The 26,950-nt window shown below is 70.3% G+C and carries 28 protein-coding genes and 5 tRNA genes; 24 read left to right on the forward strand and 9 right to left on the reverse strand.

Annotation, left to right across the window (positions count from 1 at the left end):
* Positions 1-137 precede the first annotated feature (137 nt).
* Positions 138-923: a fumarylacetoacetate hydrolase family protein gene (locus QK442_RS12410; protein WP_282693964.1), complete on the forward strand. Its 786-nt coding sequence runs from the start codon at positions 138-140 to the stop codon at positions 921-923.
* Positions 916-2,430, forward strand: coding sequence for a glutamate--tRNA ligase (gene gltX, locus QK442_RS12415; protein WP_282693965.1), 1,515 nt, complete (start codon positions 916-918; stop codon positions 2,428-2,430). The genes QK442_RS12410 and gltX overlap by 8 nt, the downstream gene beginning before the upstream one ends.
* Positions 2,431-2,491: 61 nt before the next feature.
* Here gltX and QK442_RS12420 read toward each other — a convergent pair whose 3' ends face one another.
* The 3 genes from QK442_RS12420 to QK442_RS12430 all read right to left on the reverse strand — a co-directional run bounded on the left by QK442_RS12420 (position 2,492) and on the right by QK442_RS12430 (position 4,321).
* Entirely contained in the window at positions 2,492-3,415 is a 924-nt protein-coding gene (locus tag QK442_RS12420; protein WP_282693966.1) for a DUF3800 domain-containing protein, read from the reverse strand.
* Between the two features lie 358 nt (positions 3,416-3,773).
* On the reverse strand, positions 3,774-3,989 hold the full coding sequence (locus QK442_RS12425) for a hypothetical protein (protein WP_282693967.1): 216 nt from the start codon (positions 3,987-3,989) through the stop codon (positions 3,774-3,776).
* The gene (locus tag QK442_RS12430; RefSeq protein WP_282693968.1) at positions 3,986-4,321 is read right to left on the reverse strand and encodes a hypothetical protein; all 336 of its coding nucleotides are present in this window, start codon (positions 4,319-4,321) and stop codon (positions 3,986-3,988) included. Before QK442_RS12430 ends, QK442_RS12425 begins: the two co-directional genes overlap by 4 nt.
* Positions 4,322-4,483: 162 nt before the next feature.
* Here QK442_RS12430 and QK442_RS12435 point away from each other — a divergent pair, with 162 nt between their 5' ends.
* The 12 genes from QK442_RS12435 to QK442_RS12490 all read left to right on the forward strand — a co-directional run bounded on the left by QK442_RS12435 (position 4,484) and on the right by QK442_RS12490 (position 13,540).
* Entirely contained in the window at positions 4,484-4,771 is a 288-nt protein-coding gene (locus QK442_RS12435; protein ID WP_282693969.1) for a GntR family transcriptional regulator, read from the forward strand.
* Positions 4,772-4,872: 101 nt separating this feature from the next.
* On the forward strand, positions 4,873-6,366 hold the full coding sequence (locus QK442_RS12440; protein WP_282694115.1) for a class I SAM-dependent DNA methyltransferase: 1,494 nt from the start codon (positions 4,873-4,875) through the stop codon (positions 6,364-6,366).
* Positions 6,363-7,565, forward strand: a complete 1,203-nt coding sequence (locus QK442_RS12445) for a restriction endonuclease subunit S (protein ID WP_282693970.1) — start codon at positions 6,363-6,365, stop codon at positions 7,563-7,565. The genes QK442_RS12440 and QK442_RS12445 overlap by 4 nt, the downstream gene beginning before the upstream one ends.
* Positions 7,566-7,774: 209 nt before the next feature.
* Positions 7,775-11,422 (forward strand): DEAD/DEAH box helicase family protein, encoded by a 3,648-nt coding sequence (locus QK442_RS12450; protein ID WP_282693971.1) that lies wholly within the window; start codon positions 7,775-7,777, stop codon positions 11,420-11,422.
* Between the two features lie 107 nt (positions 11,423-11,529).
* Positions 11,530-11,793, forward strand: coding sequence for a hypothetical protein (locus tag QK442_RS12455; RefSeq protein ID WP_282693972.1), 264 nt, complete (start codon positions 11,530-11,532; stop codon positions 11,791-11,793).
* Positions 11,790-12,161 (forward strand): hypothetical protein, encoded by a 372-nt coding sequence (locus QK442_RS12460; RefSeq protein WP_282693973.1) that lies wholly within the window; start codon positions 11,790-11,792, stop codon positions 12,159-12,161. Before QK442_RS12455 ends, QK442_RS12460 begins: the two co-directional genes overlap by 4 nt.
* A gap of 33 nt (positions 12,162-12,194) precedes the next feature.
* Positions 12,195-12,917, forward strand: a complete 723-nt coding sequence (locus QK442_RS12465) for an HAD family hydrolase (protein WP_282693974.1) — start codon at positions 12,195-12,197, stop codon at positions 12,915-12,917.
* Between the two features lie 92 nt (positions 12,918-13,009).
* Positions 13,010-13,081: transfer RNA gene (locus QK442_RS12470), tRNA-Gln, on the forward strand.
* A gap of 41 nt (positions 13,082-13,122) precedes the next feature.
* Positions 13,123-13,195, forward strand: a tRNA-Glu gene (locus tag QK442_RS12475).
* Between the two features lie 61 nt (positions 13,196-13,256).
* Positions 13,257-13,329, forward strand: a tRNA-Glu gene (locus QK442_RS12480).
* A 22-nt stretch (positions 13,330-13,351) separates the two neighbouring features.
* Positions 13,352-13,423, forward strand: a tRNA-Gln gene (locus QK442_RS12485).
* A gap of 44 nt (positions 13,424-13,467) precedes the next feature.
* Positions 13,468-13,540 (forward strand) — tRNA-Glu (locus QK442_RS12490).
* Positions 13,541-13,690: 150 nt separating this feature from the next.
* Here the strand turns inward: QK442_RS12490 and ndgR are convergent.
* Positions 13,691-14,407, reverse strand: coding sequence for an IclR family transcriptional regulator NdgR (ndgR, locus tag QK442_RS12495; protein ID WP_128977462.1), 717 nt, complete (start codon positions 14,405-14,407; stop codon positions 13,691-13,693).
* 139 nt (positions 14,408-14,546) lie between these two features.
* Between ndgR and leuC the strand changes: the two genes are divergently transcribed.
* The 4 genes from leuC (at position 14,547) to QK442_RS12515 (ending at position 17,730) form a co-directional block, all read left to right on the forward strand.
* Positions 14,547-15,971, forward strand: coding sequence for a 3-isopropylmalate dehydratase large subunit (gene leuC / locus QK442_RS12500; RefSeq protein ID WP_282693975.1), 1,425 nt, complete (start codon positions 14,547-14,549; stop codon positions 15,969-15,971).
* A 6-nt stretch (positions 15,972-15,977) separates the two neighbouring features.
* On the forward strand, positions 15,978-16,571 hold the full coding sequence (gene leuD, locus QK442_RS12505; protein ID WP_282693976.1) for a 3-isopropylmalate dehydratase small subunit: 594 nt from the start codon (positions 15,978-15,980) through the stop codon (positions 16,569-16,571).
* 104 nt (positions 16,572-16,675) lie between these two features.
* Positions 16,676-16,903, forward strand: a complete 228-nt coding sequence (locus QK442_RS12510) for a hypothetical protein (RefSeq protein ID WP_030496950.1) — start codon at positions 16,676-16,678, stop codon at positions 16,901-16,903.
* A 143-nt stretch (positions 16,904-17,046) separates the two neighbouring features.
* Complete coding sequence (locus QK442_RS12515; RefSeq protein ID WP_282693977.1) at positions 17,047-17,730, forward strand: HU family DNA-binding protein; 684 nt, start codon at positions 17,047-17,049, stop codon at positions 17,728-17,730.
* Between the two features lie 158 nt (positions 17,731-17,888).
* On the opposite strand, the gene QK442_RS12520 is transcribed toward QK442_RS12515, so the two are convergent.
* Positions 17,889-18,098 (reverse strand): hypothetical protein, encoded by a 210-nt coding sequence (locus QK442_RS12520; protein WP_282693978.1) that lies wholly within the window; start codon positions 18,096-18,098, stop codon positions 17,889-17,891.
* A 10-nt stretch (positions 18,099-18,108) separates the two neighbouring features.
* On the reverse strand, positions 18,109-18,756 hold the full coding sequence (gene cofC, locus QK442_RS12525; protein ID WP_282693979.1) for a 2-phospho-L-lactate guanylyltransferase: 648 nt from the start codon (positions 18,754-18,756) through the stop codon (positions 18,109-18,111).
* A gap of 167 nt (positions 18,757-18,923) precedes the next feature.
* On the opposite strand from cofC, the gene QK442_RS12530 reads away from it, so the two are divergent.
* From QK442_RS12530 to QK442_RS12540, 3 genes are all read left to right on the forward strand, one after another.
* Complete coding sequence (locus QK442_RS12530) at positions 18,924-19,682, forward strand: lysophospholipid acyltransferase family protein (RefSeq protein ID WP_282693980.1); 759 nt, start codon at positions 18,924-18,926, stop codon at positions 19,680-19,682.
* Positions 19,679-20,692 (forward strand): NAD(P)H-dependent glycerol-3-phosphate dehydrogenase, encoded by a 1,014-nt coding sequence (locus tag QK442_RS12535; RefSeq protein ID WP_282693981.1) that lies wholly within the window; start codon positions 19,679-19,681, stop codon positions 20,690-20,692. The genes QK442_RS12530 and QK442_RS12535 overlap by 4 nt, the downstream gene beginning before the upstream one ends.
* A 68-nt stretch (positions 20,693-20,760) precedes the next feature.
* Positions 20,761-21,900 (forward strand): D-alanine--D-alanine ligase family protein, encoded by a 1,140-nt coding sequence (locus QK442_RS12540; protein ID WP_282693982.1) that lies wholly within the window; start codon positions 20,761-20,763, stop codon positions 21,898-21,900.
* A gap of 21 nt (positions 21,901-21,921) precedes the next feature.
* On the opposite strand, the gene QK442_RS12545 is transcribed toward QK442_RS12540, so the two are convergent.
* Together QK442_RS12545 and QK442_RS12550 are read right to left on the reverse strand one after the other, a co-directional pair.
* Positions 21,922-22,410 (reverse strand): DUF3515 domain-containing protein, encoded by a 489-nt coding sequence (locus QK442_RS12545; protein ID WP_282693983.1) that lies wholly within the window; start codon positions 22,408-22,410, stop codon positions 21,922-21,924.
* A gap of 20 nt (positions 22,411-22,430) precedes the next feature.
* Positions 22,431-22,664: an Lrp/AsnC ligand binding domain-containing protein gene (locus tag QK442_RS12550; RefSeq protein ID WP_064070330.1), complete on the reverse strand. Its 234-nt coding sequence runs from the start codon at positions 22,662-22,664 to the stop codon at positions 22,431-22,433.
* A gap of 233 nt (positions 22,665-22,897) precedes the next feature.
* On the opposite strand from QK442_RS12550, the gene QK442_RS12555 reads away from it, so the two are divergent.
* Together QK442_RS12555 and thiD are read left to right on the forward strand one after the other, a co-directional pair.
* The gene (locus tag QK442_RS12555; RefSeq protein WP_282693984.1) at positions 22,898-23,860 is read left to right on the forward strand and encodes a thiamine-phosphate kinase; all 963 of its coding nucleotides are present in this window, start codon (positions 22,898-22,900) and stop codon (positions 23,858-23,860) included.
* Positions 23,857-24,657 (forward strand): bifunctional hydroxymethylpyrimidine kinase/phosphomethylpyrimidine kinase, encoded by an 801-nt coding sequence (gene thiD, locus QK442_RS12560; RefSeq protein ID WP_282693985.1) that lies wholly within the window; start codon positions 23,857-23,859, stop codon positions 24,655-24,657. Before QK442_RS12555 ends, thiD begins: the two co-directional genes overlap by 4 nt.
* A 96-nt stretch (positions 24,658-24,753) precedes the next feature.
* On the opposite strand, the gene rpmB is transcribed toward thiD, so the two are convergent.
* On the reverse strand, positions 24,754-24,939 hold the full coding sequence (gene rpmB, locus QK442_RS12565; protein WP_003957616.1) for a 50S ribosomal protein L28: 186 nt from the start codon (positions 24,937-24,939) through the stop codon (positions 24,754-24,756).
* Positions 24,940-25,249: 310 nt separating this feature from the next.
* On the opposite strand from rpmB, the gene QK442_RS12570 reads away from it, so the two are divergent.
* Positions 25,250-26,890 carry a DAK2 domain-containing protein gene (locus QK442_RS12570; protein ID WP_282694116.1) on the forward strand — a complete coding sequence of 547 codons (1,641 nt, stop codon included), beginning with the start codon at positions 25,250-25,252 and terminating at the stop codon, positions 26,888-26,890.
* Positions 26,891-26,950: the final 60 nt, after the last annotated feature.

Raw genomic sequence — 26,950 nt, forward strand, 5'->3', positions numbered from 1 at the left:
AGCCGACCGGGGCAGCCGCCCCCGAAAGGCGCGCCCACCCGCCCGCCACCGGCGATATCCGCCGGTCGGCCGCCCCGCGCCGCGCTAGCCTGGAGCGTCAGACTCCAGCCAGCACCAAGTGAGGGGCCACAGCACTCGTGCGCATCGCCAGATTCTCCATCGACGGCAATGTCGCCTTCGGCGCGGTCGAGGGCGAGGGGACCGTCGAGTCCGGCGGCCTGGTCCTCGACATCATCAAGGGCATCCCGTACACCGACTTCGAGCTCAGCGGCACCAAGGTCCCGCTGAGCAAGGTCCGGCTCCTGCCGCCCGTGCTCCCCAACAAGGTCGTGGCCATCGGCCGCAACTACGCGGAGCACGCCAAGGAGCTCGGCAACGAGGTCCCGGAGGTCCCGGTCGCCTTCTTCAAGCCGACCACCTCCGTCATCGGCCCCGGCGACGCCATCGAGTACCCCTCCTTCTCCAGCGAGCTGCACCACGAGGCCGAACTGGCCGTGGTGATCGGCCGCATGTGCCGCGAGGTGCCCCGGGAGCGCGTCAAGGACGTGATCTTCGGCTACACCTGCGCCAACGACGTGACCGCCCGCGACGTCCAGAAGCGCGAGGCCCAGTGGGCCCGCGCCAAGGGCTTCGACACGAGCTGTCCGCTGGGCCCCTGGGTGGAGACCGACCTCGACCCGAGCGACCTCGCCCTCCAGGCCACGGTCAACGGCGAACAGCGCCAGCTCGGTCGGACGAGCGACATGATCCGCTCCATCGAGGACCTGGTCGTCCACATCACCGAGGCCATGACGCTGCTCCCCGGCGACGTCATCCTCACCGGCACCCCCGCCGGGGTCGGCCCCCTCACCGTCGGCGACGAGGTCGCCGTCACCATCGAAGGCATCGGCACTCTCACCAACAAGGTGATCAAGCGTGGCTAACGCGAACTCCCCCAAGCTCTCGACTTCGCTCGAGCAGGGGGCACCCCCCCGCGTCCGTTTCTGTCCGTCCCCGACCGGCAACCCCCACGTGGGCCTGGTCCGCACCGCCCTCTTCAACTGGGCCTTCGCCCGGCACAACCAGGGCACCATGGTCTTCCGCATCGAGGACACCGACGCGGCCCGCGACTCCGAGGAGTCGTACGAGCAGCTGCTCGACTCGCTCAAGTGGCTCGGCCTCGACTGGGACGAGGGCCCGGAGATCGGCGGCCCGCACGCCCCGTACCGCCAGTCGCAGCGCATGGACATCTACAAGGACGTCGCCGACAAGCTCCTCACCAACGGGTACGCGTACCGCTGCTACTGCACCACCACCGAGCTGGACGACCGCCGCGAGGCCGCCCGCGCCGCCGGGAAGCCCTCGGGCTACGACGGCCACTGCCGCGAGCTGACCGCCGAGCAGCTCGCGGTCTACGAGGCGGAGGGCCGCGAGCCCATCGTCCGCTTCCGGATGCCCGACGAGCCGATCACCTTCACCGACCTGGTCCGCGGCGAGCTCACCTTCACCCCGGAGAACGTGCCGGACTACGGCATCCTCCGGGCCAACGGCGCCCCGCTCTACACCCTGGTCAACCCGGTCGACGACGCCCTGATGGAGATCACCCACGTCCTGCGAGGCGAGGACCTGCTCTCCTCCACCCCCCGCCAGATCGCCCTCTACAAGGCGCTGATCGAGCTGGGCGTCGCCAAGGAGATCCCCTCCTTCGGCCACCTGCCGTACGTGATGGGCGAGGGCAACAAGAAGCTCTCCAAGCGCGACCCGCAGTCCTCCCTCAACCTCTACCGGGAGCGCGGCTTCCTCCCCGAGGGCCTGCTGAACTACCTCTCGCTCCTCGGCTGGTCCTTCTCCGCCGACCAGGACATCTTCACCATCCCCGAGATGGTGGCGAAGTTCGACATCGCGGACGTCAACGCCAACCCGGCCCGCTTCGACCTCAAGAAGGCCGAGTCCATCAACGCGGACCACATCCGCATGCTCGACGTGAAGGCCTTCACCGAGGCCTGCGAGCCCTGGCTGCGGGCCCCGCACGCGAACTGGGCCCCCGAGGACTTCGACCGCGCCGCCTGGGAGCGGATCGCCCCGCACGCCCAGACCCGCCTCACCGTCCTCTCGGACATCACGGCCAACGTCGACTTCCTCTTCCTCCCCGAGCCGGTCTTCGACCAGCCCTCCTGGGACAAGGCGATGAAGGGCGAGCCCGCGGCCCTCCTCACCACCGCCCGCGAGAAGCTGGAGGCGGCCGACTGGACCGACCCGGAGTCCCTGAAGAACGCGGTCCTGGCCGCCGGCGAGGCCCACGGCCTCAAGCTCGGCAAGGCCCAGGCCCCGGTCCGCGTCGCCGTCACCGGCCGCACGGTCGGCCTGCCGCTCTTCGAGTCCCTGGAGATCCTGGGCAAGGAGAAGACCCTCGCCCGCATCGACGCGGCCCTGACGAAGCTCGCCGCGTAGACAGCGCCTGTACGCATCGGAGGGGCGGCGGCCGGAAGATGTCCGGCCGCCGCCCCTCTCGTCATGTCCGCCCTGACGCTACGGGGTGAGGGGCAGGCCCGTCCCCGGCCGACGGCGAGGGGATGAGCCGAGGAGCGACGGCGGGCGGCTTGAGAGGACCGAACATCAGGCTCGACGGCCGCCGCGTCCGTCGGTCGGACACCACGATCCCGCCGCGCCACCTGCCTTCGGCATCCCGGTAACGGAACTGGAGGTTCTTCAGCCGCTCCCCGAACTGCTCGGACAATGACCGATACGCGTCGTCGCAGTGCACATTCCACTCCACGTCGCTCAGATAAGCGTGGCAGGCGACGGGGAACAGCAGAGAGGACACGAGGAGGTCGGCCACCTGAAGCAGCGTGTGGGTGTCGCTGTGCCCGAAGACCGGGGACTCGATGACTCCGCGCAGACTGTCACCGCCGGACCGGTACTTCCGCGTGGTCACACAGTGGACGTTGGGCGCGTTCTTCACCTTGGTGCGGCTGTCGAGCACCATCATGCCGCGTGAGTGCTCGTACGCCAGCTGGGCCTGGAAGGTCTCGTGCAGCGCGGCGACGGAGGTGGGGTAGACGCCGGACTCGTTGAACGCCCGCCCTTCCTCCTTGATCCAGACCCGGGCCAGCACACGGGCGTCGTGCCTCTCCAGTATGTCGAGCAGCGAGCACACGAGCCCCATCGCGGCCCGCCGCCAGTTGCGGTTGCCCGCGCGGAGGTTCTTCCGCACGTCGGAGCCCTTGATCTCGTGCTGGATCACTTCGGAAAGCCGCTCAGCCCGCTGCAACTCGGGCCGATAGTGCTTCTTCACATTGAGGAACTCCCAGGTCAGCGCCTTCACCTGGGAGCGGGGCACGGTGAATCCGCCGACGACGAGGACGGGAGGGGCGTCCGGCCTGGCCGGCTCGAACGTCTGCCCGTTGCCCGCCTCGTCGATGTAGCAGAGATGCACCGAACCTCCCCTGAACACATCTGTGGCCGCCCCCGAAGGGACGGCCACAGGGTCTGCGCAGCCATATGCGCGGTGTTTTGCTTTCTGCTCCCGATGCTGGCAAGCCGTTTTCCGACGGTCAAGCCGATCGCGGCGAGACGCCTGGAAAGCGTCAGGATTCAGCCATCCGCACCGGTCAGGGCCGCGGGGCACGCCGCTTCCGGCCCTCGCCGGTGGCAGGCACAGCCGCAACGAGGCAACAGCACCAGCCCCGTCCCGTGAGGCAACGGGACGTCCTCGATCCGGCGGCAGTCGCCGTGGAGGTCCGCGTACCCGGGCCGCCGCGCGAGCGCGCACTCCGGCGACAGCCGCGACGGGCTCACCGCGCGCCCTCGGGTGGACGCCGACGAGGCAGCAGATCGAGCACGTCCGGCAGCGGCGGGAACTGCGGGGCGCACGCCTCGCAGGCGTACACGTTGAACCCGGGCCCGGAGCTCTGGTGCACCTCGCACACGACGGTCGGGTTGTCGGTGACCGCATGGCAGCGGACACACATCCGCACGGGCCGCCGGGGCGCGTCGCCCGGCCCGCTCACGCGGTCCACCCCGGCGCCCCGACGACGTGCTGACCGAGGTCGATACCGAAATCGGCGGCCAGGACGAGCGCCAGCCGACGCCGCTGCTGGACGTCCAGCCGCTCGTGCGTCACGAGGTACGGCCGTACGAGAGGGGTGGCGCGCCCGTCGAGGGGGAGGGTGTGGACGAGGGGGGACCGGCGGGGCGGACGGTACGAGACGGGCCCGGGCGCGGGGGAGCGGCGGGCCTGCACCCGGGCGCCGCTCGGCAGGGGCCGACATGCTCGGCGCCTCCCGGAGTCGGGGAGGAGGAGACACGGGGCCCAGCACAGCAGGGCATGGATAATGCTCACGTCAGCAACTCCGTTGAAGTTGGTGGCCATGCCCCGGGACGGCCGTCCTCACAACGCCGTCGCCGGGGTCTCTTGATGTTGGAGGATACGCCAACCTGGTCATGCCCTGCCATGGCATGACATCAAAATGCTTCGCCAACCCTGGCCTCATACGGTCTTGTCATGGTGGACATCCCGGAGGGCTACGGCCCGGACGATGAGCTGGACCCGGAAGCGGCGGACCCGCTGTACCTGCAGCTCGCCGCGGTGCTGATCGCTCGGATCGCGGGCGGCGTGTACCCGATGGGCCGTGCCGTGCCCGGCGTCGATCGCCTGATGCAGGAGTTCGGGATCGCGCGGGGAACCGCCCGTAAGACGCTGGTGCTGCTGGCCGAGATGGGCTACGTGCGGACGGTCGTCGGCAAGGGCTCGTTCGTCATCGAGCGTGAGACCGGCGAGTCCACGGGCTGACCGTTCCCGCCGCGCTGCCGGAGGCTTGGCCGACTCGTCCCGGTGTGTCACTGGCGGGTCGTAGGATCGCGTCTGTGATTACGGGCGAGCTGAAGAGCACGGTGAGTCGTGTCTGGGACACGTTCTGGACCGGGGGTACCTCGAACCCCCTTGAGGTGATGGAGCAGATCACGTATCTGCTCTTCATCAAGCGGTTGGACGAGCTCCAGACCCGCAAGGACAACAAGGCGAACCGTACGGGCGTGCCGGACCCTGACCCGTTCTTCGACGCGGACCAGCAGGAACTGCGCTGGCAGAACTTCAAGGCCCGCGACCCCGAGGTGATGTACGACATCGTGGAGAAGGGCGTCTTCCCCTATCTCCGCGCGATGGGCGGCGACGAGTCGACGTACTCCCACCACATGCGGGACGCCCGTTTCACCATCCCCAAGCCCAGCGTGCTCGCCAAGGTCGTCGACCTGCTGGACGCCATCTCGATGGAGTCGAGCGACACCAAGGGCGACATCTACGAGTACCTGCTGGCGAAGATCGCGACGGCCGGCCAGAACGGCCAGTTCCGCACTCCGCGCCACATCATCGACCTGATGGTCGAGATGACCCAGCCGAAGCCGGGCGATGAGGTCTGCGACCCGGCCTGCGGCACCGCCGGCTTCCTGGTGCAGACGGCGTCGTACGTGAAGCGCGAGCACGCGGACGCGCTCCTGGACAGGGAACAGCGCGAACACTTCAACGCGAGCATGTTCCACGGCTTCGACTTCGACTCCACGATGCTCCGCATCGGCTCGATGAACATGCTGCTGCACGGCATCGAGAACCCGGACATCCGTTACCGCGACTCGCTCGCGGAGTCGGCGGCGGGGGAGTCGGAGAAGTACTCCCTGATCCTGGCGAACCCGCCGTTCGCGGGCAGCCTGGACTACGAGGAGACGGCGGCGGACCTGCTGCGCGTGGTCAAGACGAAGAAGACGGAACTCCTCTTCCTCGCGCTGTTCCTGCGCCTCCTCAAGCCCGGTGGCCGGGCGGCGGTCATCGTCCCGGACGGTGTTCTCTTCGGCTCGACGAAGGCCCACAAGGAACTGCGCCGCATGCTGGTTGAGGACCACAAGCTGGACGCCGTAGTGAAGCTCCCGAGCGGGGTCTTCAAGCCGTACGCCGGTGTCTCGACCGCGATTCTGTTCTTCACCCGCACAGACAGCGGCGGCACGGACAACGTCTGGTTCTACGACGTCCAGGCGGACGGCCTGAGCCTGGACGACAAGCGGAACCTGCTGGTGCCCGAGGACCGCTTCGGCGTCCGTCCGATGGGGGACCCCTTCTCCCCGGAGGAGCACGCCAAGAACAACCTCCCGGACGTCCTCGCCCGCTGGCACGAGCGCGGCGGCTCGGAGCTTGAGCGCGAGCGCACGGACCAGAGCTTCTGCGTCCCCAAGGCGGACATCGCGGCCCAGGGCTACGACCTGAGCCTGAATCGCTACAAAGAGATCGTCCACGAGGAGGTCGAGACCCGGGCGCCGTTGGAGATTCTGGCGGATCTGGAGCGCTTGGACGCCGAGATCGCCAAGGGGACGGCCGAGCTCAAGGGGATGCTGGCGTGACGGCGTGGGATCGCGTGCCTTTGGCGATGCTTATCCGGGAGGCGAAGCCCGGATTTGCCTGTGGAGATCAGGACGAGGACGGGATCTTTCAGATCCGGATGAACAACGTCACGAAGCATGGCGAACTCGACCTGACGAAGCGGCGCAGAGTGCCGCGTTCGGCTCCGGGAGTCGAGAAGAGCCGCCTGGAGCCCGGTGACGTATTGTTCAATGCCACTAATAGCCCAGAGCTGGTCGGAAAGACGCTCTATTTTCCCGAGCTGGATGAGGAGGTGGTCTATAGCAACCACTTCCAGAGGATCCGGACGAAGAGCGAATTGCTGGACAGTTACTATCTGAGTAAATGGCTATCCTACCAGTTCTCGCTAGGAGTCTTCGCTGGCCTTTGTAAGCGGTGGGTCAATCAGGCGACCGTCAGCAAGGAAAGTCTGCTGGCACTCAAGGTTCCCCTTCCTCCTGTCGCGGTGCAGAGGCGCATCGCCGCCGTCCTCGACCAGGTGGACTCCCAGCGCGCCAAGCGCCGCGAGGCCATCGCCCTAGTCGACGACCTTGCGCAGTCCGTTTTTCTTGACCTCTTCGGGGGGAAGTGGAGTGGGGATCGGGTTCGGCTTGGAGAATGTCTTGACTTCATTACGAGCGGCGGGCGCGGGTGGGCAAAGTATTATTCTGACGAAGGTGCCCGATTCATTCGCTCGCTTGATGTACAGATGAATGAAGTGACTCTCGATCGGGCAGTGTTCGTGACACCTCCAGAAAATGCGGAAGCGCGACGTACAAGGGTTCGGAAGGGGGATGTCCTCCTTACCATCACGGGATCACTCATCGGGCGGGTGGCTGCAGTTCCGGACGTGGCGGAGGGCTCCTACGTCAGTCAGCATGTGGCGATTCTCCGTCCTGCGACAGAACGGCTGAGGCCGGGGTTTTTGGCGCGTTTCTTGAGTCTTCCGTCAGAAGGGCAACGGCAGATTTCGAAGGCGCAGTACGGGCAGACGAAACCAGGACTGAACTTCGAACAGATCGAAAACTTCATGATTCCGCTTCCTGAGATCTCTGAACAAGAGCGCCTTCTTCGGCGACTGGCCGCATTGGACGAGGTCCGAGCCCGTCACCGAGTCCACCTCGCCACCCTCGACGAGCTCTCCGCTTCCATCCAGCAGCGCGCCTTCTCCGGCCGTCTCTGGGAGCGCGAAGCCGCGTAACCCGCAGCCCTCCGGGCCCCGCCACCGGGCGCGGAACCAACATCAACACCCGCACGTTCAGTCACCAGGCCACCGGGGCGTTCGGCCGCGCAGCACCGCGCGGCCGAACACCCGCAACGGCCGCACACGACACCGGCGTACGCGCGTAGCCAGGGGAGGCCGCGCGGCACACCGCACGCCGCATCACGGGGAAGGGGCGCCGCACCAGCATGGGGAGCGACGAGAGCAGCAAGGGGCAGGCGAACAGCGGGGCGCCGGGCGCGAAGCCCACCCCACCGAAGCCTGCACCGAAGCCCGGGCCGCCGCAGGGGGCCACACCCAACAAACCGGGCACGCCCGGCCTGCCTCCCATCGGCCCCCAGACCAACGCCGCTCAGAACATCGCCCGCCCGCCCGGCAACTTCGACTTCCTCCGCGCCGAGTGGCCGGCCCTCCACGCCGAGGCCGCGCACGCCGAGCGGCTGGCCCACACGGACCCCCGAGCCGCCTGCTTCTACGCCCGCCGCGTTCTGGAGCAGGCCGTGCACTGGATGTACGACACCGACACCTCCCTTCACGCGCCGTACAAGACGGATCTCGCCGCGATGCTGCACGAGCCGACGTTCAAGGCGCAGGTCGGGCCGGCCGTCGGCGTGAAGATGGACCTCGTCCGGCGGCAGGGCAACAACGCCGTGCACAAGTCCGCGCCCGTGCCGGTGAAGAACGCGGTGGACAGCCTCCGGGAGCTGTTCCACGCCCTCTACTGGTTCGCCCGCACCTACGCGCGCGTGCAGACCCCACCCTCCGGCATCGCCTTCGACGCCGACCGCATCCCCCGCCCCCTCTCCCCACAGGCCCGCCTCGCCAAGCAGGCCGAGCTCAAGGCGAAGGCCGAGGAGGACCAGCGCCGCTACGAGCAGCAGGCCAAGGAGCTCAAGGCCGCGCGCGAGGCGAACGAGGAGCAGGCGCGGCAGATCGAGGAACTGCGCAAGCAGATCGCCCTCGCCAAGAAGGCCAACCAGCAGGTCCGGGACACCCACGACTACGACGAGGCCACCACCCGCAGCGCCTTCATCGACCTCCTCCTCAAGGAGGCCGGCTGGGACGGCCTGGAGAAGGGGCGGGACACCGAGTACGAGGTCACCGGCTTCGCAGGATCGGCCAGTGGTACGGGGTACGTCGACTACGTCCTGTGGGGTGATGACGGCAAGCCCCTCGCCGTCATCGAGGCCAAGCGCACCAAGCGGGACGCCCGCGACGGGCAACAGCAGGCCAAGTTGTACGCGGACGCGATCGAGGCCCGGTTCCACCGCCGCCCGCTGATCTTCTACACCAACGGGTACGAGACGTACCTCTGGGACGACGCCATGAAGTACCCGCCCCGGCCGGTGCAGGGCTTCCTCACCCAGGACCAGCTCCGCTGGCGCATCCGGCAGCGAGCCGAACGCCGCTCGCTCACCACCGCGCCGGTCAACGAGAAGATCGCCGGCCGGAAGTACCAGAAGCAGGCCATCGCCCGCGTGGGCGAGACCTTCGAGCGGGACGGCATGCGGCAGGCCCTTCTCGTCATGGCCACCGGCACCGGCAAGACCCGTACCACCGTCGCCCTCGTGGACCAGCTGAAGAAGGCGAACTGGGTGCAGCGGGTACTCTTCCTCGCCGACCGCCAGACCCTGGTCAACCAGGCCGTGAAGGCGTTCAAGGAACATCTGCCGAACACCCCGGTCGCCAGCCTCCTCGACGACAAGCACGCGTCGGCGCACGTCTTCGTCTCCACCTACCAGACGATGATGCGGCTGATCGACACCACGGACGACGCCGGCCGACGCCGCTTCGGGCCCGGCTACTTCGACCTGATCGTCATCGACGAGGCCCACCGCTCCGTCTACGCCAAGTACGGGGAGATCTTCCGCTACTTCGACTCGCTGCTCCTCGGGCTCACCGCCACCCCCAAGGACGAGATCGACCGCAACACCTACCGGTTGTTCCAGCTGGAGGACGGCGTGCCCACGGACTCGTACGGCCTCCAGCAGGCCGTGGACGAGGGCTACCTGGTGCCCGCTGCCTCCGTCCGCGTACCGCTGAGGTTCATGGAGCGAGGCATCCGGTACGACGAACTCTCGGACGAGGAGAAGGCCGAGTGGGACGCCAAGGAGTGGTCCGAGGATGGTGACGTGCCGGACGCCGTCGGCCGGCACGAGATGAACAAGTTCCTCTTCAACGCGGACACCGTCGACAAGATGCTGGAGGTCCTCGTCACGCAGGGCCACCGCGTGGAGGGCGGCGACCGCCTCGGCAAGACCATCGTCTTCGCCAGGAACAACGACCACGCGCGCTTCATCGAGGAGCGCTACAACGCCAACTACCCCGCGGGCGCCGGACACACGGCACGGGTCATCACCTACAAGGAGACCTACGCCCAGAGCCTCATCGACGCCTTCTCCGACCCGAAGAACCCGCCGAACGCTCCCGACATCGCCATCTCCGTCGACATGCTGGACACCGGCGTCGACGTGCCCGAGGTCGTGAACCTGGTCTTCGCCAAGCCGGTCTTCTCCAAGACGAAGTTCTGGCAGATGATCGGCCGCGGCACCCGGCTGCGCAAGGGCCTGTACGGCCCCGACCGCGACAAGCAGGACTTCCGGGTCTTCGACTTCTGCGGCAACATCGACTTCTTCAACAGCGGCCTCGCCTCCGTGGAAGCCCGCCAGGCGGTCTCGCTCACCGAGAAGATCCTCCGGCGCCAGCTCGACCTCGTCCGGGCACTGGACCGCCGACAGCAGCCGGACGCCGGCCGGGACGCGGGCCCGGACGGCATCGCCACGGAAGCCGAGGTCCGCTGGTCGCTGGCACACCGGCTGCACCGCACCGTCGCGGGGATGAACCCCGACAACTTCCTCGTACGCCCCCATCTGCGGACGGTGGAGACCTTCGGCGACTTCGCCTCCTGGCACCGCATCGACGACGAAGCGGACGCGGCCATCCGCGACGCCCTGCTTCCCCTGCCGACCGAGCACACGCCGGACGAGACCGAGAACGGCGAAGAGGCGAAGCGCTTCGACCTCATGGCGTACAGCCTCCAGCTCGCCGCCCTCGAAGGCGGGGCCGACTACGTCAAGCTGCGGAAGCGCATCCGGGAGATCGCCGACGATCTCCTCGGCAAGACCAACATCCCGGCCGTGGCCGAGCAGGCGGCGCTCCTCGAAGCCGTCGCGGGTGAGGAGTGGTGGCAGGACGCCACCCTGCCGATGCTGGAGGAGATGCGCCGCCGACTGCGCGCGCTGGTCAGACTCACCGACCCGAAGGCCAAGCGGAAGGTCGTCTTCACCGACTTCGAGGACGAGCTGGGCGAGATCACCGAAGCGGAGATCCACGGCGTCCCCGTCGGCACGGACGAGCAGCGCCTCCGGCAGAAGGCCCGCACCTACCTCCTCAACCACGCCGACCAGCCCGCTGTCCGCAAGCTCCGCCACAACGAGCAGATCACCGAGGAGGACATCGCCGGTCTGGAGAAGGTCTTCCTCGCCGAAGCCGTCGCGTCCCCCGAGGACCTCGAAGCGGTGAAGGACTCCGGCGAAGGGCTGGGCCTGTTCGTCCGCAAGCTCTGCGGGCTCGACCGCCGGGCGGCACAGCGGGCACTCGAATCGTTCATCGCGGGCAAGCGGCTCAGCGCCCGACAGCTCGACTTCATCACCCTGATCATCGACGTCGTCGTGCAGCGCGGCATCATCGGAGTGGCGGACCTGTACGAGGCCCCCTTCACCGACCGGGCACCGAACGGCCCCGAGGACCTGTTCGCGAACGAGGAGATCGACGCCCTGGAGATCGTCTTCAAGGACCTCCTGAACCGGGCACGCCCCACGGCGCTTGCCGCCTAACCGCACGCCGTACCTGCCTGGCCTTCTGCCAGAAGGCCAGGCAGGTACGGCGAAGGGGGCAGGCCGAATCGCCCACGCCGTTCGGTATTCATTGGTATTCTCGGGTCATGGCTGACACCACCATCAAGATCAGTGGCGAGATAAGGGACCGCCTCCGCACGCTGGCCGAGGAGCGCGGCCTGAGCGCGCGGGCCTATGTCGAGCGCATGGTGGCCGCCATCCCGACCGAGACCGAGCGCGCCGAACGAACGGCGAAGGCGATCGCCTACGTCCGTGAGCAGTTCGGGGCCGAAGTCGACGACGCCGTCCTGCGCGAGGGCCAGGCGTGGCGCCAGGCCATCGCCGAGCGGCGGGTGGGGAGTCGCAGGTGATCATCCTCGATCACACGGCCATGGTGGCGCTCGGGCGCGGTCATCGGCTGCTGTCCTCGATCGTCGTGGTCGAGGTGGACGACCCCGCCCAGCGCGCCCACGTGCCGGCGCTCTGCCTGTTCGCGGCGAGCCTCGAACTACCGGGGATCGTCGCGCACGCCGGGGCGCTGCCCGGTCTGGAGTTCCTGCCGCTCGACTTCGCCGCCACGGCCGCCGTCGAGCAGGCGGTGACCGCCGGTCTCGACTGGCGGCACGCACACGCCGTGTACGCGGCCGCGGCGAGCTCCCCGGAGGGGCAGGTCCTGACGGCCGAGCCCGAGGCGTACGACGGCACCGGCGTGTGGGCGGTGGACGTCGGGAAGCCCTGACCGGGGCGGGGTTCCGGCGGTACGGTCGGTCCCATGAGCATCCGCGCCGTCCTCTGGGACGTGGACGACACGATCTTCGACTACGCGGGCGCCGACCGCGCCGGCATGCGCGCCCACCTCGCCGCCGAGGGCCTGGCCGGGCTGCACGGCACCGTCGAGGACGCCCTGTGCCGCTGGAAGGAGCTCACCGAGATCCACTGGCGGCGCTACGAGGACGGCCTGGGGGACTGGCAGGAGCAGCGGCGCTGGCGGGTCCGCGACTTCCTGGACCGGCCGGGGATGACCGACGCCGAGGCCGACGCCTGGTTCGACCGGTACGTGGCCCACTACGAGGCCGCCTGGGAGCTCTTCCCCGACGCCCTGCCCGTCCTCGACCTGCTCGCCGCCGACTACCGGCAGGCCGTCCTGTCGAACTCCAGCATCCGCGCCCAGGAGCCCAAGCTGCGCGCCCTCGGCGTCCGCCACCGCTTCGAGGCCGTCCTGTGCGCCGCCGAGCTGGGCGCCGCCAAACCCGCCGCCGAGGCCTTCCACGCCGCCTGTACGGCCCTGGGCCTCGCCCCGCACCAGGTGGCGTACGTCGGGGACCGGCCCGACATCGACGCGCTCGGCGCCCAGGAGGCGGGGCTCCACGGCATCTGGCTGGACCGCGCCGACACCGGCGAGCAGCCCGGCCTCCGCCGCATCACCGACCTCCACCAGCTCCCCCCGCTGCTCCGCGGGGATACCCGTTTTGGAGCACCGTCCACCTTCGGGTAATGTTCTTCCTGCGCCGAGGGGAGCAAGCCGAAAGGCAAGAACCCGGAAAGCGCAAGCCGAGCAAGATCCCCCTCGCGGGGAAGTTGCCCCGGTGGCCTATGGTGTAATTGGCAGCACGACTGATTCTGGTTCAGTTAGTCTTGGTTCGAGTCCAGGTAGGCCAGCTCGCAGAGCTCATCTGCAAACCGTGGATGGCATCCACAAAGCCCCCGTTGTGTAGCGGCCTAGCACGCCGCCCTCTCAAGGCGGTAGCGCCGGTTCGAATCCGGTCGGGGGTACAGATCCTTCCCGCGTGACCACCTGGGTAGCTCCCGGTGGCCACGATGCAGGATCGCTAGGGCCCCCGTTGTGTAGCGGCCTAGCACGCCGCCCTCTCAAGGCGGTAGCGCCGGTTCGAATCCGGTCGGGGGTACGACGCTGGTCTAACCACGTATTGGTCTATGGTGTAATTGGCAGCACGACTGATTCTGGTTCAGTTAGTCTAGGTTCGAGTCCTGGTAGACCAGCTCGGGTCTGCGGCGGTATTAATTTAACGCCTGCATGATCCAAAGCCCCCGTTGTGTAGCGGCCTAGCACGCCGCCCTCTCAAGGCGGTAGCGCCGGTTCGAATCCGGTCGGGGGTACTCGACGAACAAGCCCTTCCCTTCGGGGGGAGGGCTTCTTCGCTGTTCCCGGCAGACCTCCGTACGCGCACAACTCCGGCCCACCGCTGCGGCGTTGGAGCGGTGGGCCGGGAGACGTACGGGGAGGGAAGGGGAGTGGGGGCAGGCGTCTCAGCCGTTGCGGCGCAGGGCCTCGGTGAGACGGGCGGCGGCGTCGATGACCGCCTGGGCGTGCATACGGCCGGGATGGCGCGTCAGACGCTCGATCGGACCCGAGACCGACACGGCGGCCACCACGCGGTTGGAAGGGCCCCTGACGGGCGCGGAGACGGACGCCACGCCGGGCTCCCGCTCGCCGATCGACTGGGCCCAGCCGCGGCGCCGTACGCCCGACAGGGCCGTCGCCGTGAAACGGGCGCCCTGGAGGCCGCGGTGCAGCCGCTCGGGCTCCTCCCAGGCCATCAGGATCTGCGCCGACGAGCCGGCCTTCATGGTGAGCGTGGAACCCACCGGGACCGTGTCCCGCAGGCCCGAGAGCCGCTCGGCCGCAGCCACGCAGATGCGCATGTCGCCCTGGCGCCGGTAGAGCTGCGCGCTCTCGCCGGTGACGTCGCGCAGGTGCGTGAGCACCGGCCCTGCCGTCGCCAGGAGGCGGTCCTCACCGGCCGCCGCCGCGAGCTCCGCCAGCCGAGGACCGAGAATGAAACGGCCCTGCATGTCGCGGGCCACCATCCGGTGGTGTTCCAATGCCACGGCCAGTCGGTGGGCCGTGGGTCGTGCGAGTCCCGTCGCCGCGACCAGTCCTGCGAGGGTGGCCGGACCGGACTCCAGGGCGCTCAGGACAAGGGCTGCCTTGTCGAGAACGCCTACGCCGCTAGAGTTGTCCATGCAACGATACTTGCGTCTCACTCTGTGAAACGCAAGTTCAATTTCCCGAGGAACTTGTCACTCTGGAGGAGCGGCCGCACAACGGACCGCGAAACGATCTCTAGTGGTGTCGGCGCAGCCGCCGGCCGGAGGGAAAGCGATGGGTAGGACACTCGCGGAGAAGGTCTGGGACGACCATGTCGTCCGGCGCGCCGAGGGCGAGCCCGATCTCCTCTTCATCGATCTTCACCTGCTGCACGAGGTGACCAGCCCCCAGGCCTTCGACGGTCTCCGTCAGAACGGCCGGCAGGTGCGGCGGCTCGACCTCACCCTCGCCACCGAGGACCACAACACCCCCACCCTCGACATCGACAAGCCGATCGCCGACCCGGTCTCCCGCGCCCAGCTGGAGACCCTGCGGAAGAACTGCGCCGAGTTCGGCGTACGGCTCCACCCGCTCGGCGACGTCGAGCAGGGCGTCGTCCACGTGGTGGGCCCCCAGCTGGGCCTGACCCAGCCCGGCATGACCGTGGTCTGCGGCGACTCCCACACCTCCACGCACGGCGCCTTCGGCGGTCTGGCCTTCGGCATCGGCACCAGCCAGGTCGAGCACGTCCTTGCCACCCAGACGCTGCCGATGGCCCGCCCGAAGACCATGGCCATCACCGTGAACGGCGAGCTGCCCGCCGACGTCACCGCCAAGGACCTGATCCTCGCCGTCATCGCGAAGATCGGCACCGGCGGCGGCCAGGGCTACGTCCTGGAGTACCGGGGCCCGGCCATCGAGAAACTCTCGATGGAAGGCCGCATGACCATCTGCAACATGTCCATCGAGGCCGGCGCCCGCGCGGGCATGATCGCCCCCGACGAGACCACCTTCGCCTACCTCAAGGGCCGCCCGCACGCCCCCCAGGGCGAGGACTGGGACGCCGCCGTCGCCTACTGGAAGACCCTCAAGACCGACGAGGACGCCGTCTTCGACGCCGAGGTCGTCATCGACGCCGCCGAGCTCGCCCCCTTCGTCACCTGGGGCACCAACCCCGGCCAGGGCGCCCCGCTTTCGGCGAACGTCCCCGACCCCGCCTCGTACGAGGACCCCTCCGAGCGCCTCGCCGCCGAAAAGGCCCTGGAGTACATGGGGTTGACCGCCGGGCAGCCGCTGCGCGACATCAAGGTCGACACCGTCTTCGTGGGCTCCTGCACCAACGGCCGCATCGAGGACCTGCGCAACGCCGCCGCCCTCCTGGAAGGCCGCAAGGTCGCCGACGGCGTCCGCATGCTGGTCGTCCCCGGCTCCGTCCGGGTCGCCCTCCAGGCCGTCGAGGAGGGCCTGGACAAGGTCTTCAAGGAGGCCGGGGCCGAATGGCGGCACGCGGGCTGCTCCATGTGCCTGGGCATGAACCCCGACCAACTGGCTCCCGGTGAGCGCTCCGCGTCCACCTCCAACCGCAACTTCGAGGGCCGGCAGGGCAAGGGCGGCCGCACCCACCTGGTCTCCCCCCAGGTCGCCGCCGCCACCGCCGTACTGGGCCACCTGGCCTCCCCGGCCGACCTGTCCGACACCGTCACCACCGCGGGGGTCTGAGGAACCATGGAAGCCTTCACCACGCACACCGGCCGGGCCGTCCCGCTGCGCCGCAGCAACGTCGACACCGACCAGATCATCCCCGCGCACTGGCTCAAGAAGGTCACCCGCGACGGCTTCGAGGACGGCCTCTTCGAGGCCTGGCGCAAGGACGAGTCCTTCGTGCTCAACCGGCCCGAGCGGCAGGGCGCCACGGTCCTGGTGGCCGGCCCCGACTTCGGCACCGGCTCCTCCCGCGAGCACGCCGTCTGGGCGCTGCAGAACTACGGCTTCAAGACGGTCATCTCCTCCCGCTTCGCCGACATCTTCCGCGGCAACTCGCTGAAGAACGGTCTGCTGACCGTCGTCCTGCCCCAGGAGACCGTCGACGCCCTCTGGCAGCTGACCGAGGCCGACCCGACCGCCGAGATCACCGTCGACCTGGAGGCCCGCAAGGTCCTGGCCGACGGGATCGACGCCGACTTCGAACTCGACGAGAACGCCCGCTGGCGGCTCCTGAACGGCCTCGACGACATCAGCCTCACCCTTCAGAACGAAGCCGACATCGCCGCCTACGAGGCGGCAAGGCCCTCCTTCAAGCCCCGTACAATTACGGCCTGAGCAGCGCTTTTCCCCGACTGCGCCCCCCACCCTCCGGTGGGGGGCGCAGTCGCTTGTTGAGACCCCGTCGGGCGACAACTCGCCCTAGATGGCACAATCTGTGCATGGAACGCGACAGCCAACTCGAGCTCTACGAGGCCGTCGCCGCCCGATTGAAAGAAGCGCACTCCCGAGTGCGCGCACTGCAAGTCCCGGAGGGCGTAAGGATGGCGCTGTCCCGGAAGCTGCTGGTCGTCACGGCCGCGGCGAAGCACGATCTCGCGGACGCGGCAACGCGTCTGGACCGGTTGATGAAGGACCTCGATGAGGGCCGATTCCCTGAAGACGACTGACACCAGGAACTCCGCAACGGCTCTTCCGCGTTGCGGCACTAGGGTGATTAGACCGTTTCGTGTTTGATTTGCGGTATATACATGCCTAACGTGCGAAAAAGCTTGAACACTTTCGTTCCGGCAAAGTCTCCGAAGGGGAAGACGTGAACAAGGCGCAGCTCGTAGAAGCGATTGCCGACAAGATGGGCGGTCGCCAGCAGGCCGCCGATGCCGTCGACCACGTGCTCGACGCCATCGTGCGCGCCGTGGTCGCCGGCGACCGTGTCTCGGTCACCGGCTTCGGCTCGTTCGAGAAGGTCGACCGCCCCGCCCGGTACGCCCGCAACCCGCAGACGGGCGAGCGCGTGCGGGTCAAGAAGACCTCCGTTCCGCGCTTCCGCGCGGGCCAGGGCTTCAAGGACCTGGTCAGCGGCTCGAAGAAGCTCCCCAAGGGCGGCGAGGTCTCCGTCAAGAAGGCCCCCAAGGGCAGCCTCACCGGCGGTGCCTCCGCCACCGTGAAGAAGGCTGCCGCGAAGAAGGCCACCACGGCCAAGAAGGCCGCCGCCAAGAAGGCCGCTCCGGCCAAGAAGACCACCGCCGCAGCCAAGAAGGCGACCCCGGCGAAGAAGACCACGGCGGCCGCGAAGAAGACCACCGCCAAGAAGACGACGGCCGCGGCCAAGAAGACCACCGCCGCCGCCAAGAAGGCCGCCCCGGCCGCCACGGCCAAGAAGGCCGCCGCCAAGAAGACCGCCCCGGCCAAGAAGGCCACGGCGAAGAAGGCGCCCGCCAAGAAGACCACGGCGCGCAAGACCACCACGGCCAAGAAGACCGCCGCCAAGAAGTAGGACGGTCACCGCACGTCCGCCGGGCCGGGCTCCCGTCACGGGAGCCCGGCCCGCGGCGCGTTCCCGGGGCCGTACGGACGCGTTTCCTGGGTCGTACGGGCACGTTCCCGGAGCCGTACGGGCGCGTTCCCGGAGCCGTACGGACGGTGGGGGAGGGTTCAGAAGGTCTGCAGCGTCACCAGGGTGATCCGCAGGCCCGCGCCCGAGGTGCCGGGCTCCGCCTCGATCCGCACCCGCTGCCCCGGACGCAGCAGCCGCAGCCCGCCCGCGTCGAAGGCCTCCGCCCCGAACTCCACCGGGGTGCCGTCGTCGAGCAGCACACTGCCGCTGCGGGTCTCGGAGTCGTACGTGTACGCGGTCGCCTGCATGGACCGCACCCTATCCGGCCGTCGCGGGCCGCCGGGCCGCCGTCCGCGGGCCGAGCCCCAGGGCCCCCGCCGCCACCAGGTCCTCGCCGGTGTCCACGTCCCGGCGGACGGAATCCACCCCGGACAGCCGGATTTCCACCGCCCCCGACGACAAATGCCGAAGCCGCGACGGCCCTCCGAAAGCCGGTTCCAATTCCACCCCCGGTCCCGCCGAGAGGAATGTCGTACCTATTTCGGCGGCATCCGCGAGAAATGTCCTGGGGAATTGCCGGGCCGCCGCCAGGACCCGTGCGAGCTCCGCCGGGCGCAGCGCGGGCAGATCCGCGTTCAGCGCCGCCACGCGCGCGTGCGGACGTCGCTCCCGCACCGCCCGGGCCCCGTGCGCAAGGGCCGCGTTGAGCCCCGCCGCCGGTGCGTCCGGCACGATCCGCGCCCCGAGCGCGGCCAGCGCCCGGCCCGCCGCCGGATCGTCCGTGACCACCACCACGTCCCGTACCTCCGGGCAGTCCAGCGCCGCCGCCACCGTGTCCTGGGCGAAGGCCAGGGCCAGCCGGGGCCGCAGCCGCTCCCCGGCCGCGGGGGCGAGTCGGCTCTTCGCCAGGGCCAGGGGCTTGAGGGGTACGACCAGGGACCAGCCGTCGTCCGCGTCCGTGTTCATCGCCGCCCATTCTGTCCCGCCCGGGCGGGACCCTCCGGTCCCCGGGGCGTACGGTGTCCTCGACAGAGCAGGAGCATGGGGCGACACTTGACCCCCTGCCGGCAGGACCCCGCAAGACACGGCAAGACACGGCAAGACCCAGCAGGACACGGAGAAAGGTGCCCCCAGTGCCCCGCCGCAGAATCGGCTTCTGGTACCGCCTCGCGGCGGTCATCGCCAAACCCCCCCTGGTGGTTCTGTTCAAGCGGGACTGGCGCGGCATGGAGCACATTCCGGCCGAGGGCGGGTTCATCACCGCGGTCAACCACAACTCGTACCTGGACCCGCTCTCCTACGCGCACTACCAGTACAACACCGGCAGGGTGCCCCGCTTCCTCGCCAAGGCCGGCCTCTTCAAGGGCGGCTTCGTCGGCACGATGCTCCGCAAGACCGGCCAGATCCCCGTCTACCGCGAGACCGCGAACGCCCTGGACGCCTTCCGGGCCGCCGTCGACGCCATCGAGCGGGGCGAGTGCGTCGCCTTCTACCCCGAGGGCACCCTGACCCGCGACCCCGACATGTGGCCCATGCCCGGCAAGACCGGCGCCGCCCGCGTCGCGCTGCTCACCAGGGCGCCCGTCATCCCGGTGGCACAGTGGGGCGCCAACCTCGCGATGCCGCCGTACGCCAAGAAGGACAAGTTCAGCTTCTTCCCGCGCAAGACGCTGATCGTCCAGGCGGGTCCGCCGGTCGACCTCTCCCGCTTCGACGGCCTGGAGCCCACCCCCGAGGTGCTGCGCGAGGCCACCGAGACGATCATGGCCGCCATCACCGCCCTCCTGGAGGAGGTCCGCGGCGAGAAGGCCCCTGCCGAGCCCTACGACCCGCGCCGCGCCCGCCGGGAACAGCGCCGCAAGGCCGCCGAGGCCGAAGGGGGCACCAAGTGACGCACCGAGCGACCAGGGCCGCCGTCTTCGGCAACGGCTCCTGGGGCACCGCCTTCGCCATGGTGATGGCCGACGCGGGCTGCGAGGTGAGCCTCTGGGGCCGCCGCCCCGCGCTCGCCGAGACCATCAACACCACCCGTACCAACCCCGACTACCTGCCCGGCGTCGAACTCCCCAACGGCATCACCGCCACCGCGGACGCGGCCGAGGCCGCCGAGGGCGCCGACTTCGCCGTCCTCGTCATCCCCTCCCAGACCCTGCGCGAGAACCTCGCCGCCTGGGCGCCCAAGCTCGGCCCCGACACCGTGCTCGTCTCCCTCATGAAGGGCATCGAACTCGGCACCGCCAAGCGGATGAGCGAGGTCATCACCGAGGTCGCCGGCGTCCCCGCCGAGCGCGTCGCCGTCCTCACCGGACCCAACCTGGCCCGCGAGATCGCCGCCCGGCAGCCCGCCGCCGCCGTCGCCGCCTGCGTCGACGAGTCGGTCGCCCAGCGGCTCCAGGCCGCCTGCATGACCCCGTACTTCCGCCCGTACACCAACACCGACGTGGTCGGCTGCGAACTCGGCGGCGCGGTGAAGAACGTCATCGGCCTCGCCGTCGGCATCGCCAACGGCATGGGCCTCGGCGACAACTCCAAGGCCACCCTCATCACCCGCGGCCTCGCCGAGACCACCCGCCTCGGCCTCGCCATGGGCGCCGACCCGCTCACCTTCTCCGGCCTCGCGGGCCTCGGCGACCTCGTCGCCACCTGCTCCTCGCCGCTCTCCCGGAACAACACCTTCGGCACCAACCTGGGCCGCGGGATGACCCTCCAGGAGGCCGTCGCCGCCACCAAGCAGACCGCCGAGGGCGTCAAGTCCTGCGAGTCGGTGCTCGACCTGGCCCGCCGACACGGCGTCGACATGCCCATCACCGAGACCGTCGTCTCCATCGTCCACGACGGCAAGCCGCCGACGGTCGCCCTCAAGGAACTCATGTCGCGCAGCGCCAAGCCCGAGCGCCGCTGAGCCGGACGCGCGAGACGGCCCGCGGGGCGCTCAGGAGTTCGGAGACCGCAAGGTACGCTCATCGCGATATGAGCGAGAACACCCAGAGCCCCCGCAAGCCGCGCGTGGCCGTCGTCTTCGGCGGACGCAGCTCCGAGCACGCCATCTCCGTCGTCACCGCCGGCGCCGTCCTCAAGGCGATCGACCGGACCAAGTACGACGTGCTGCCCATCGGCATCACCAAGGAGGGGCGCTGGGCGCTGACCGCCGACGCCCCCGAGCGGATGGCGATCGCCGACCGCACCCTGCCGGACGTCGACCGGCTCACCGAGTCGGAGTCCGGCAACGTGGTCCTCCCCGTCGACCCGGCCGGCCGCGAGGTCGTCCTGCACGAGCCCGGCACCCTGCCGCAGGCCCTCGGCGAGGTCGACGTCGTCTTCCCGATGCTCCACGGCCCCTACGGTGAGGACGGCACCCTCCAGGGCCTCCTGGAGCTCTCCGGCATCCCGTACGTCGGCGCGGGCGTCCTCGCCTCCGCCGTCGGCCAGGACAAGGAGTACATGAAGCGGGTCTTCGTCTCGTACGGCCTGCCGGTCGGACCGTACGAGGTCGTCCGGCCGCGCGAGTGGGACCGCAACCCGGCCGAGGCCCGCAAGAAGATCGTCGAGTTCGCCGCCGACCACGGCTGGCCGCTCTTCGTGAAGCCCGCCCGCGGCGGCTCCTCCGTCGGCATCACCAAGGTCGACGACCTCTCCGGCCTCGACGAGGCCGTCGAGGAGGCCCGCCGCCACGACCCGAAGATCATCGTGGAGGCGCTGGTGCGCGGCCGCGAGATCGAGTGCGGCGTCCTGGAGTTCGAGGACGGCCCGCGCGCCAGCGTGCCCGCCGAGATCCCCCCGGTCACCGACCACGACTTCTACGACTTCGAGGCCAAGTACATCGACTCGGCCTCCGGCCTGGTGCCCGCCCCGATCGGCGACGAGGCCACCGCCGAGGTCCAGCGCCTGGCCGTCGCCGCCTACGAGGCGGTCTCCTGCGAGGGCCTGGTCCGCGCCGACTTCTTCCTCACCGAGGACGGCGACTTCGTCATCAACGAGATCAACACCATGCCCGGCTTCACCCCGATCTCCATGTACCCGCGCATGTGGCAGGAGAGCGGCGTGAGCTACCCCGAGCTGGTCGACCGGCTCATCCAGGCCGCGCTGACCCGCTCCACGGGCCTGCGCTAGCCGCACAGGCGCCCTGGGGCCCTAACGGCACTCCGGCTCCAGGGCGCACGGTATCGCCCGGTCCACCGGGGCGGCGAGGTCCACGAGCGGCCCGATGTCGTGCGCGTACCGCTCGCCGAGGGTCACCTCGACGTACGTCTTCCGGTACACCGAGGTGAGCCGCGGTCCGCCGTCATCGGACTGCTCCAGCATCCAGCGCACGCCCTCGGCGGAGACGGCCTGGGCCTGCGGGTCGCTCATCCTTTCGGGCCGGGGGACCCCGCAGCGCAGTACGATCGCTCCGTCACCCCACCCCGCGGTCAGCTCGGAGTCGGGGGACGGATCGCTCCGCTCCTGCCCCGCCACGGTGTCCGGGAGCTCCTTCGCCAGCGCACGGCAGAGCGCCGCCTCCGCCGCGGGCGGAGTCGGCACCGGCACGGACGCCCGGGCGTCGGCGGAGCAGCCGGTGACGGCCAGCAGCAGGACGGCGGCTGAGGCGGGCAGGCCGAAGGGCCGGTGGGAAGACGTCACCGGCCAAGCGTAGACGGGGGCTACAGATGGACGACCGGGCAGGTCAGGGTGCGCGTGATGCCGTCCACTTGCTGGACCTTCGCGACCACCATGCGGCCGAGCTCGTCGACCGTGTCGGCCTGCGCCCGCACGATCACGTCGTACGGACCGGTCACGTCCTCTGCCTGGATCACCCCCGGGATCTTGGCGATGGTCTCGGCGACGGTCGACGCCTTGCCCACCTCGGTCTGAATCAGGATGTACGCCTGTACCACGGAACCTCCAGGGCGGCCACGAGGATCTTGTGGGAGAAAGAGACGCCACGGTACCGCGTCGCCGGAACCCGCGGGGAGACCCGCGCCTTCCGGAGCGCCCGGGGCGTGGCGTACACAGGACGGAAGTTGACGGTCAACTTGACGGTACCCAGCACGGTGACGGCCCGCGACCCGCGGCGCGAGCGGACGCTCCGCCGACCGCCGGCCGGCACGACGACACGAGGTGAGACGCGGTGAAGGGCACAGTCGGAGAAATGGGCGAGTTCGGGCTCATCAGAGAGCTCACGTCCCGGCTCACCTCCACCCCGGCGGTACGGATCGGGCCCGGCGACGACGCCGCCGTGGTCTCCGCCCCCGACCGGCGCGTGGTGGCCAGCACGGACATCCTGCTCGAAGGGCGCCATTTCCGGCGCGACTGGTCGACGGCGTACGACGTCGGCCGCAAGGCCGCCGCACAGAACCTCGCCGACATCGCCGCCATGGGCGCGGTCCCCACCGCCCTCCTCCTCGGCCTCGTCGTCCCCGCCGAGCTCCCCGTCACCTGGCCCACGGAACTCATGGACGGGCTCCGCGACGAATGTCAGGTCGCGGGCGCGGCGGTGGTCGGCGGAGACGTCGTCCGCGGCGACACGATCATGGTCTCCATCACCGCCCTCGGCGACCTCCGCAACGCCGACCCGGTCACCCGGGGCGGCGCCGAGCCCGGCGACGTCGTCGCCTACACCGGCTGGCTCGGCTGGTCCGCCGCCGGCTACGCGGTCCTCTCCCGCGGCTTCCGCTCCCCGCGCGCCTTCGTCGAGGCCCACCGCCGGCCCGAACCGCCCTACCACGCGGGTCCGGCCGCCGCCGGGCTCGGCGCCACCGCCATGTGCGACGTCAGCGACGGCCTCATCGCCGACCTCGGCCACATCGCCGAGGCCAGCAACGTCCGCATCGACCTGCGCTCCGGCCTCATCGACATCCCCGGCCAGATGCACGACATCGGCCAGGCCGTCGGCGTCGACCCGCTCCAGTGGGTCCTCACCGGAGGTGAGGACCACGCCATTGTCGCCACCTTCCCGCCCGACGTGAAGCTGCCCGCCCGCTGGAAGGTCATCGGCGAGGTCATCGCCCCCTCCGCGCTGCCCCAGGTGACCGTCGACGGCGCGCCCTGGCACAGCGCCGGCGGCTGGGACCACTTCGGGGAGACCGAGTGACCACCCGGCCGCCCCTGGTGCTGACCGTCGCCGGATCCGACTCCGGCGGCGGCGCGGGCATCCAGGCCGACCTCAAGACCATGCTCGCCCTCGGCGTCCACGGCATGAGCGTGCTCACCGCCGTCACCGCCCAGAACTCGCTGGGCGTGCGGGGAGCCTGGGAACTGCCCGAGGAGGCCGTACGGGCCCAGTACCGGGCCGTGGTCGACGACATCGGCGTCCAGGCCGTCAAGACCGGCATGCTGGCCTCCGCCGCGCTCGTGGAGACCGTCGCCGAACTCCTCGCCGGGACGCACGCGCCCGTGGTGGTCGACCCCGTGGGCGTCTCCAAGCACGGCGACCCGCTGCTCGCCGCCTCCGCCCTGGAGTCCGTACGGAGACGGCTGCTGCCGACGGCCACCGTCGCCACGCCCAACCTCGACGAGGTGGCACAGCTCACGGGCGTGCACGTCGTGTACGAGAGCGACATGAGGACCGCCGCCGAGGCCGTCCTCTCGTACGGGCCTGAATGGGCACTGATCAAGGGGGGCCACCTGCCCACCGGCACCGAGGCCGTGGACCTGCTCACCGACGGCACCGAGGAGCACTGGCTGCGCGCCCCCCGCCACGACAACCGCCACACCCACGGCACGGGCTGCACCCTCGCCTCGGCGATCGCGGCCGGCCTCGCGCGCGGCCACGCGGTCCCGGAGGCCGTACGGGAGGCGAAGGCGTACGTGACCGGGGCCATCGCGGCCGGTTTCTCCCTGGGGGAGGGCATCGGGCCGGTCGACCACGGCTGGCGCCTGCGCCGCTGAGATCCGCTTCAGGGCATGGCAAAAGGCCGGTTCACCGAGGTGAACCGGCCTTTCAAGGCAACCGCAGGGGCTGCGCTACGACACGGAACGTCGCGATTAGCGCGAGACCTTGCCGGCCTTGATGCACGAGGTGCAGACGTTGAGCCGCTTCGGCGTCCGACCGACCACGGCACGCACGCGCTGGATGTTCGGGTTCCAGCGACGGGACGTACGGCGGTGCGAGTGCGAAATGTTGTTGCCGAAGCCCGGCCCCTTGCCGCAGACGTCGCAGTTGGCAGCCACGGGTCACTCCAAAGACTTCAGATTTACAGTGAGATCCGGCGCACCGGAATCAGGAGTCTGAAGTGGCTTGCCGGGGTATGGCCCGGCGAGTGCCGGGCAACCGAAGCAGCATACAACGGCTGCTCCCGTGGAACGAAACTACCACGGTCCGGCCCCTGACCGTCCCGGCCCCCGGGTCCACGGCGCCCCGGTCTACCCTGCGGTGAGCTTCACCGCCGAAGGAGGACCCCCGTTGTCGCGAGCCCCCCACCCCCTCGACGACGCCGCCGACGCTGACGACGCTGACGACGCCGACGACGACGCCGACGGCATCCCCGGCGGCGGGCGCCTCGTCCTCGACGCGGAGGCGGTCCGGGCCTGGAGCGCGCGGACGGCCGGGGCCCTCGGGCGGGAGCGGGCCGCGATCGACGCCATCAACGTCTTTCCGGTCGCCGACGGCGACACCGGCACCAACCTGTACCTCACCGCCCAGGCCGCCCACGAGGCCGTCGAGGCCGTCTTCACCGCCCCCGGGGCCGCGGGGGACTCCGCCCCTGACACCGCCGACGCCGTACGGGCCATGGCCCACGGGGCGCTGCTCGGCGCCCGCGGCAACTCCGGGACCATCCTCTCCCAGCTGCTGCGCGGCATGGCCGGCGTGCTCGCGCGGGGCGCCGACGGCGACCACCTCGCCCGGGCCCTCGCCGCGGCCGCCGCCGCCGCCCGCGCGGCCGTCGCCCACCCCGAGGAGGGCACCGTCCTCACCGTCGCGGACGCCGCCGCGGCCGCCTGCGCGGACGGCGGAACCCTCCCGGAGGTGACCGGGAGGGCCTACGACGGGGCCAGGACGGCCCTGGAGGCCACCCCGGGGCAGCTGGCGGTGCTCGGCCGCGCGGGGGTCGTGGACGCCGGGGGACAGGGCCTGGTGGCCGTCCTCGGGGCGCTGGTGGAGACGGTGACCGGCCGGGCGCCCGCCCCCCTGCCCCCGTTCCCGCCGGTACGGGCCGTACCGGCCGCCGGTCCCGCCGGTACGGGGGAGACCTGCGGGCCCGGCGAACAGGGCCCCGGCTACGAGGTGCTGTACCTCCTGGAGGCCGAGGACGCCGCCGTCGACCTCCTCAGGGCCCGGCTCGACGCCCTCGGCGACTGCCTCGTCGTCGTCGGCGGCGACGGCCTCTGGAACGTCCACGTCCACGTCGACGACCCGGGCGCCGCCGTCGAGGCCGGCATCGAGGCCGGCCGGCCGCACCGGATCCGCATCACCCACTTCGCGAGCGCGACCGCCGGAGCCACGGCCGGGAGCGAGCGCGCCCAGCGGGCCGTCGTCGCCGTCGTCCCCGGCGAGGGACTGGCCGGCCTGTGCGCCGAGGCCGGCGCGACCACCGTCCTCGCCCGGCCCGGCGAACCGCCCGCCGGCGAGGAGTTCGTCGACGCGATCCGCCGCGCCCACGCGCGTGAGGTCGTCCTCCTGCCCAACGACGCCGAGCTGCGGAAGGCCGCAGCGGCCGCCGCCGAACGCGCCCGCGCCGAGGGCATCCGCGTCGCCCTCATCCCGACCAGGGCCGCCGTCCAGGGCATCGCCGCCCTCGCCGTCCACGAACCCGACCAGAGCTTCGACGAGGACGTCGTCGCCATGACCGCCGCCGCCGGCGCCACCCGCTACGCCGAACTCGCCGTCGCCGAACGCCAGTCCTTCACCTCCGCCGGCGTCTGCCAGGCCGGCGACGTCCTCGGCCTCATCGAGGGCGACGTCGCCGTCATCGGCCAGGACCTCACCGAGACCGCCCGCACCGTCCTCGACCGGATGCTCCAGGCCGGCGGCGAACTCGTCACCCTCGTCGTCGCCGACGGCACCCCGCCCGCCCTCGCCGACACCCTCGAAGCCCACGTCCGGCGCGGCTACCTGGCCGTCGACACCGTCACGTACCACGCGGGCGAGGGCGCCCCGCCGCTCCTCATCGGGGTGGAGTAGCCGGGACGCTCCGGGGGACTGTCCACAGGAGGGAGGTCGTCCACAGGCCTCCCCCCGACT

Source organism: Streptomyces sp. CC208A, from assembly GCF_030010625.1.
Classification (GTDB): Bacteria; Actinomycetota; Actinomycetes; order Streptomycetales; family Streptomycetaceae; genus Streptomyces.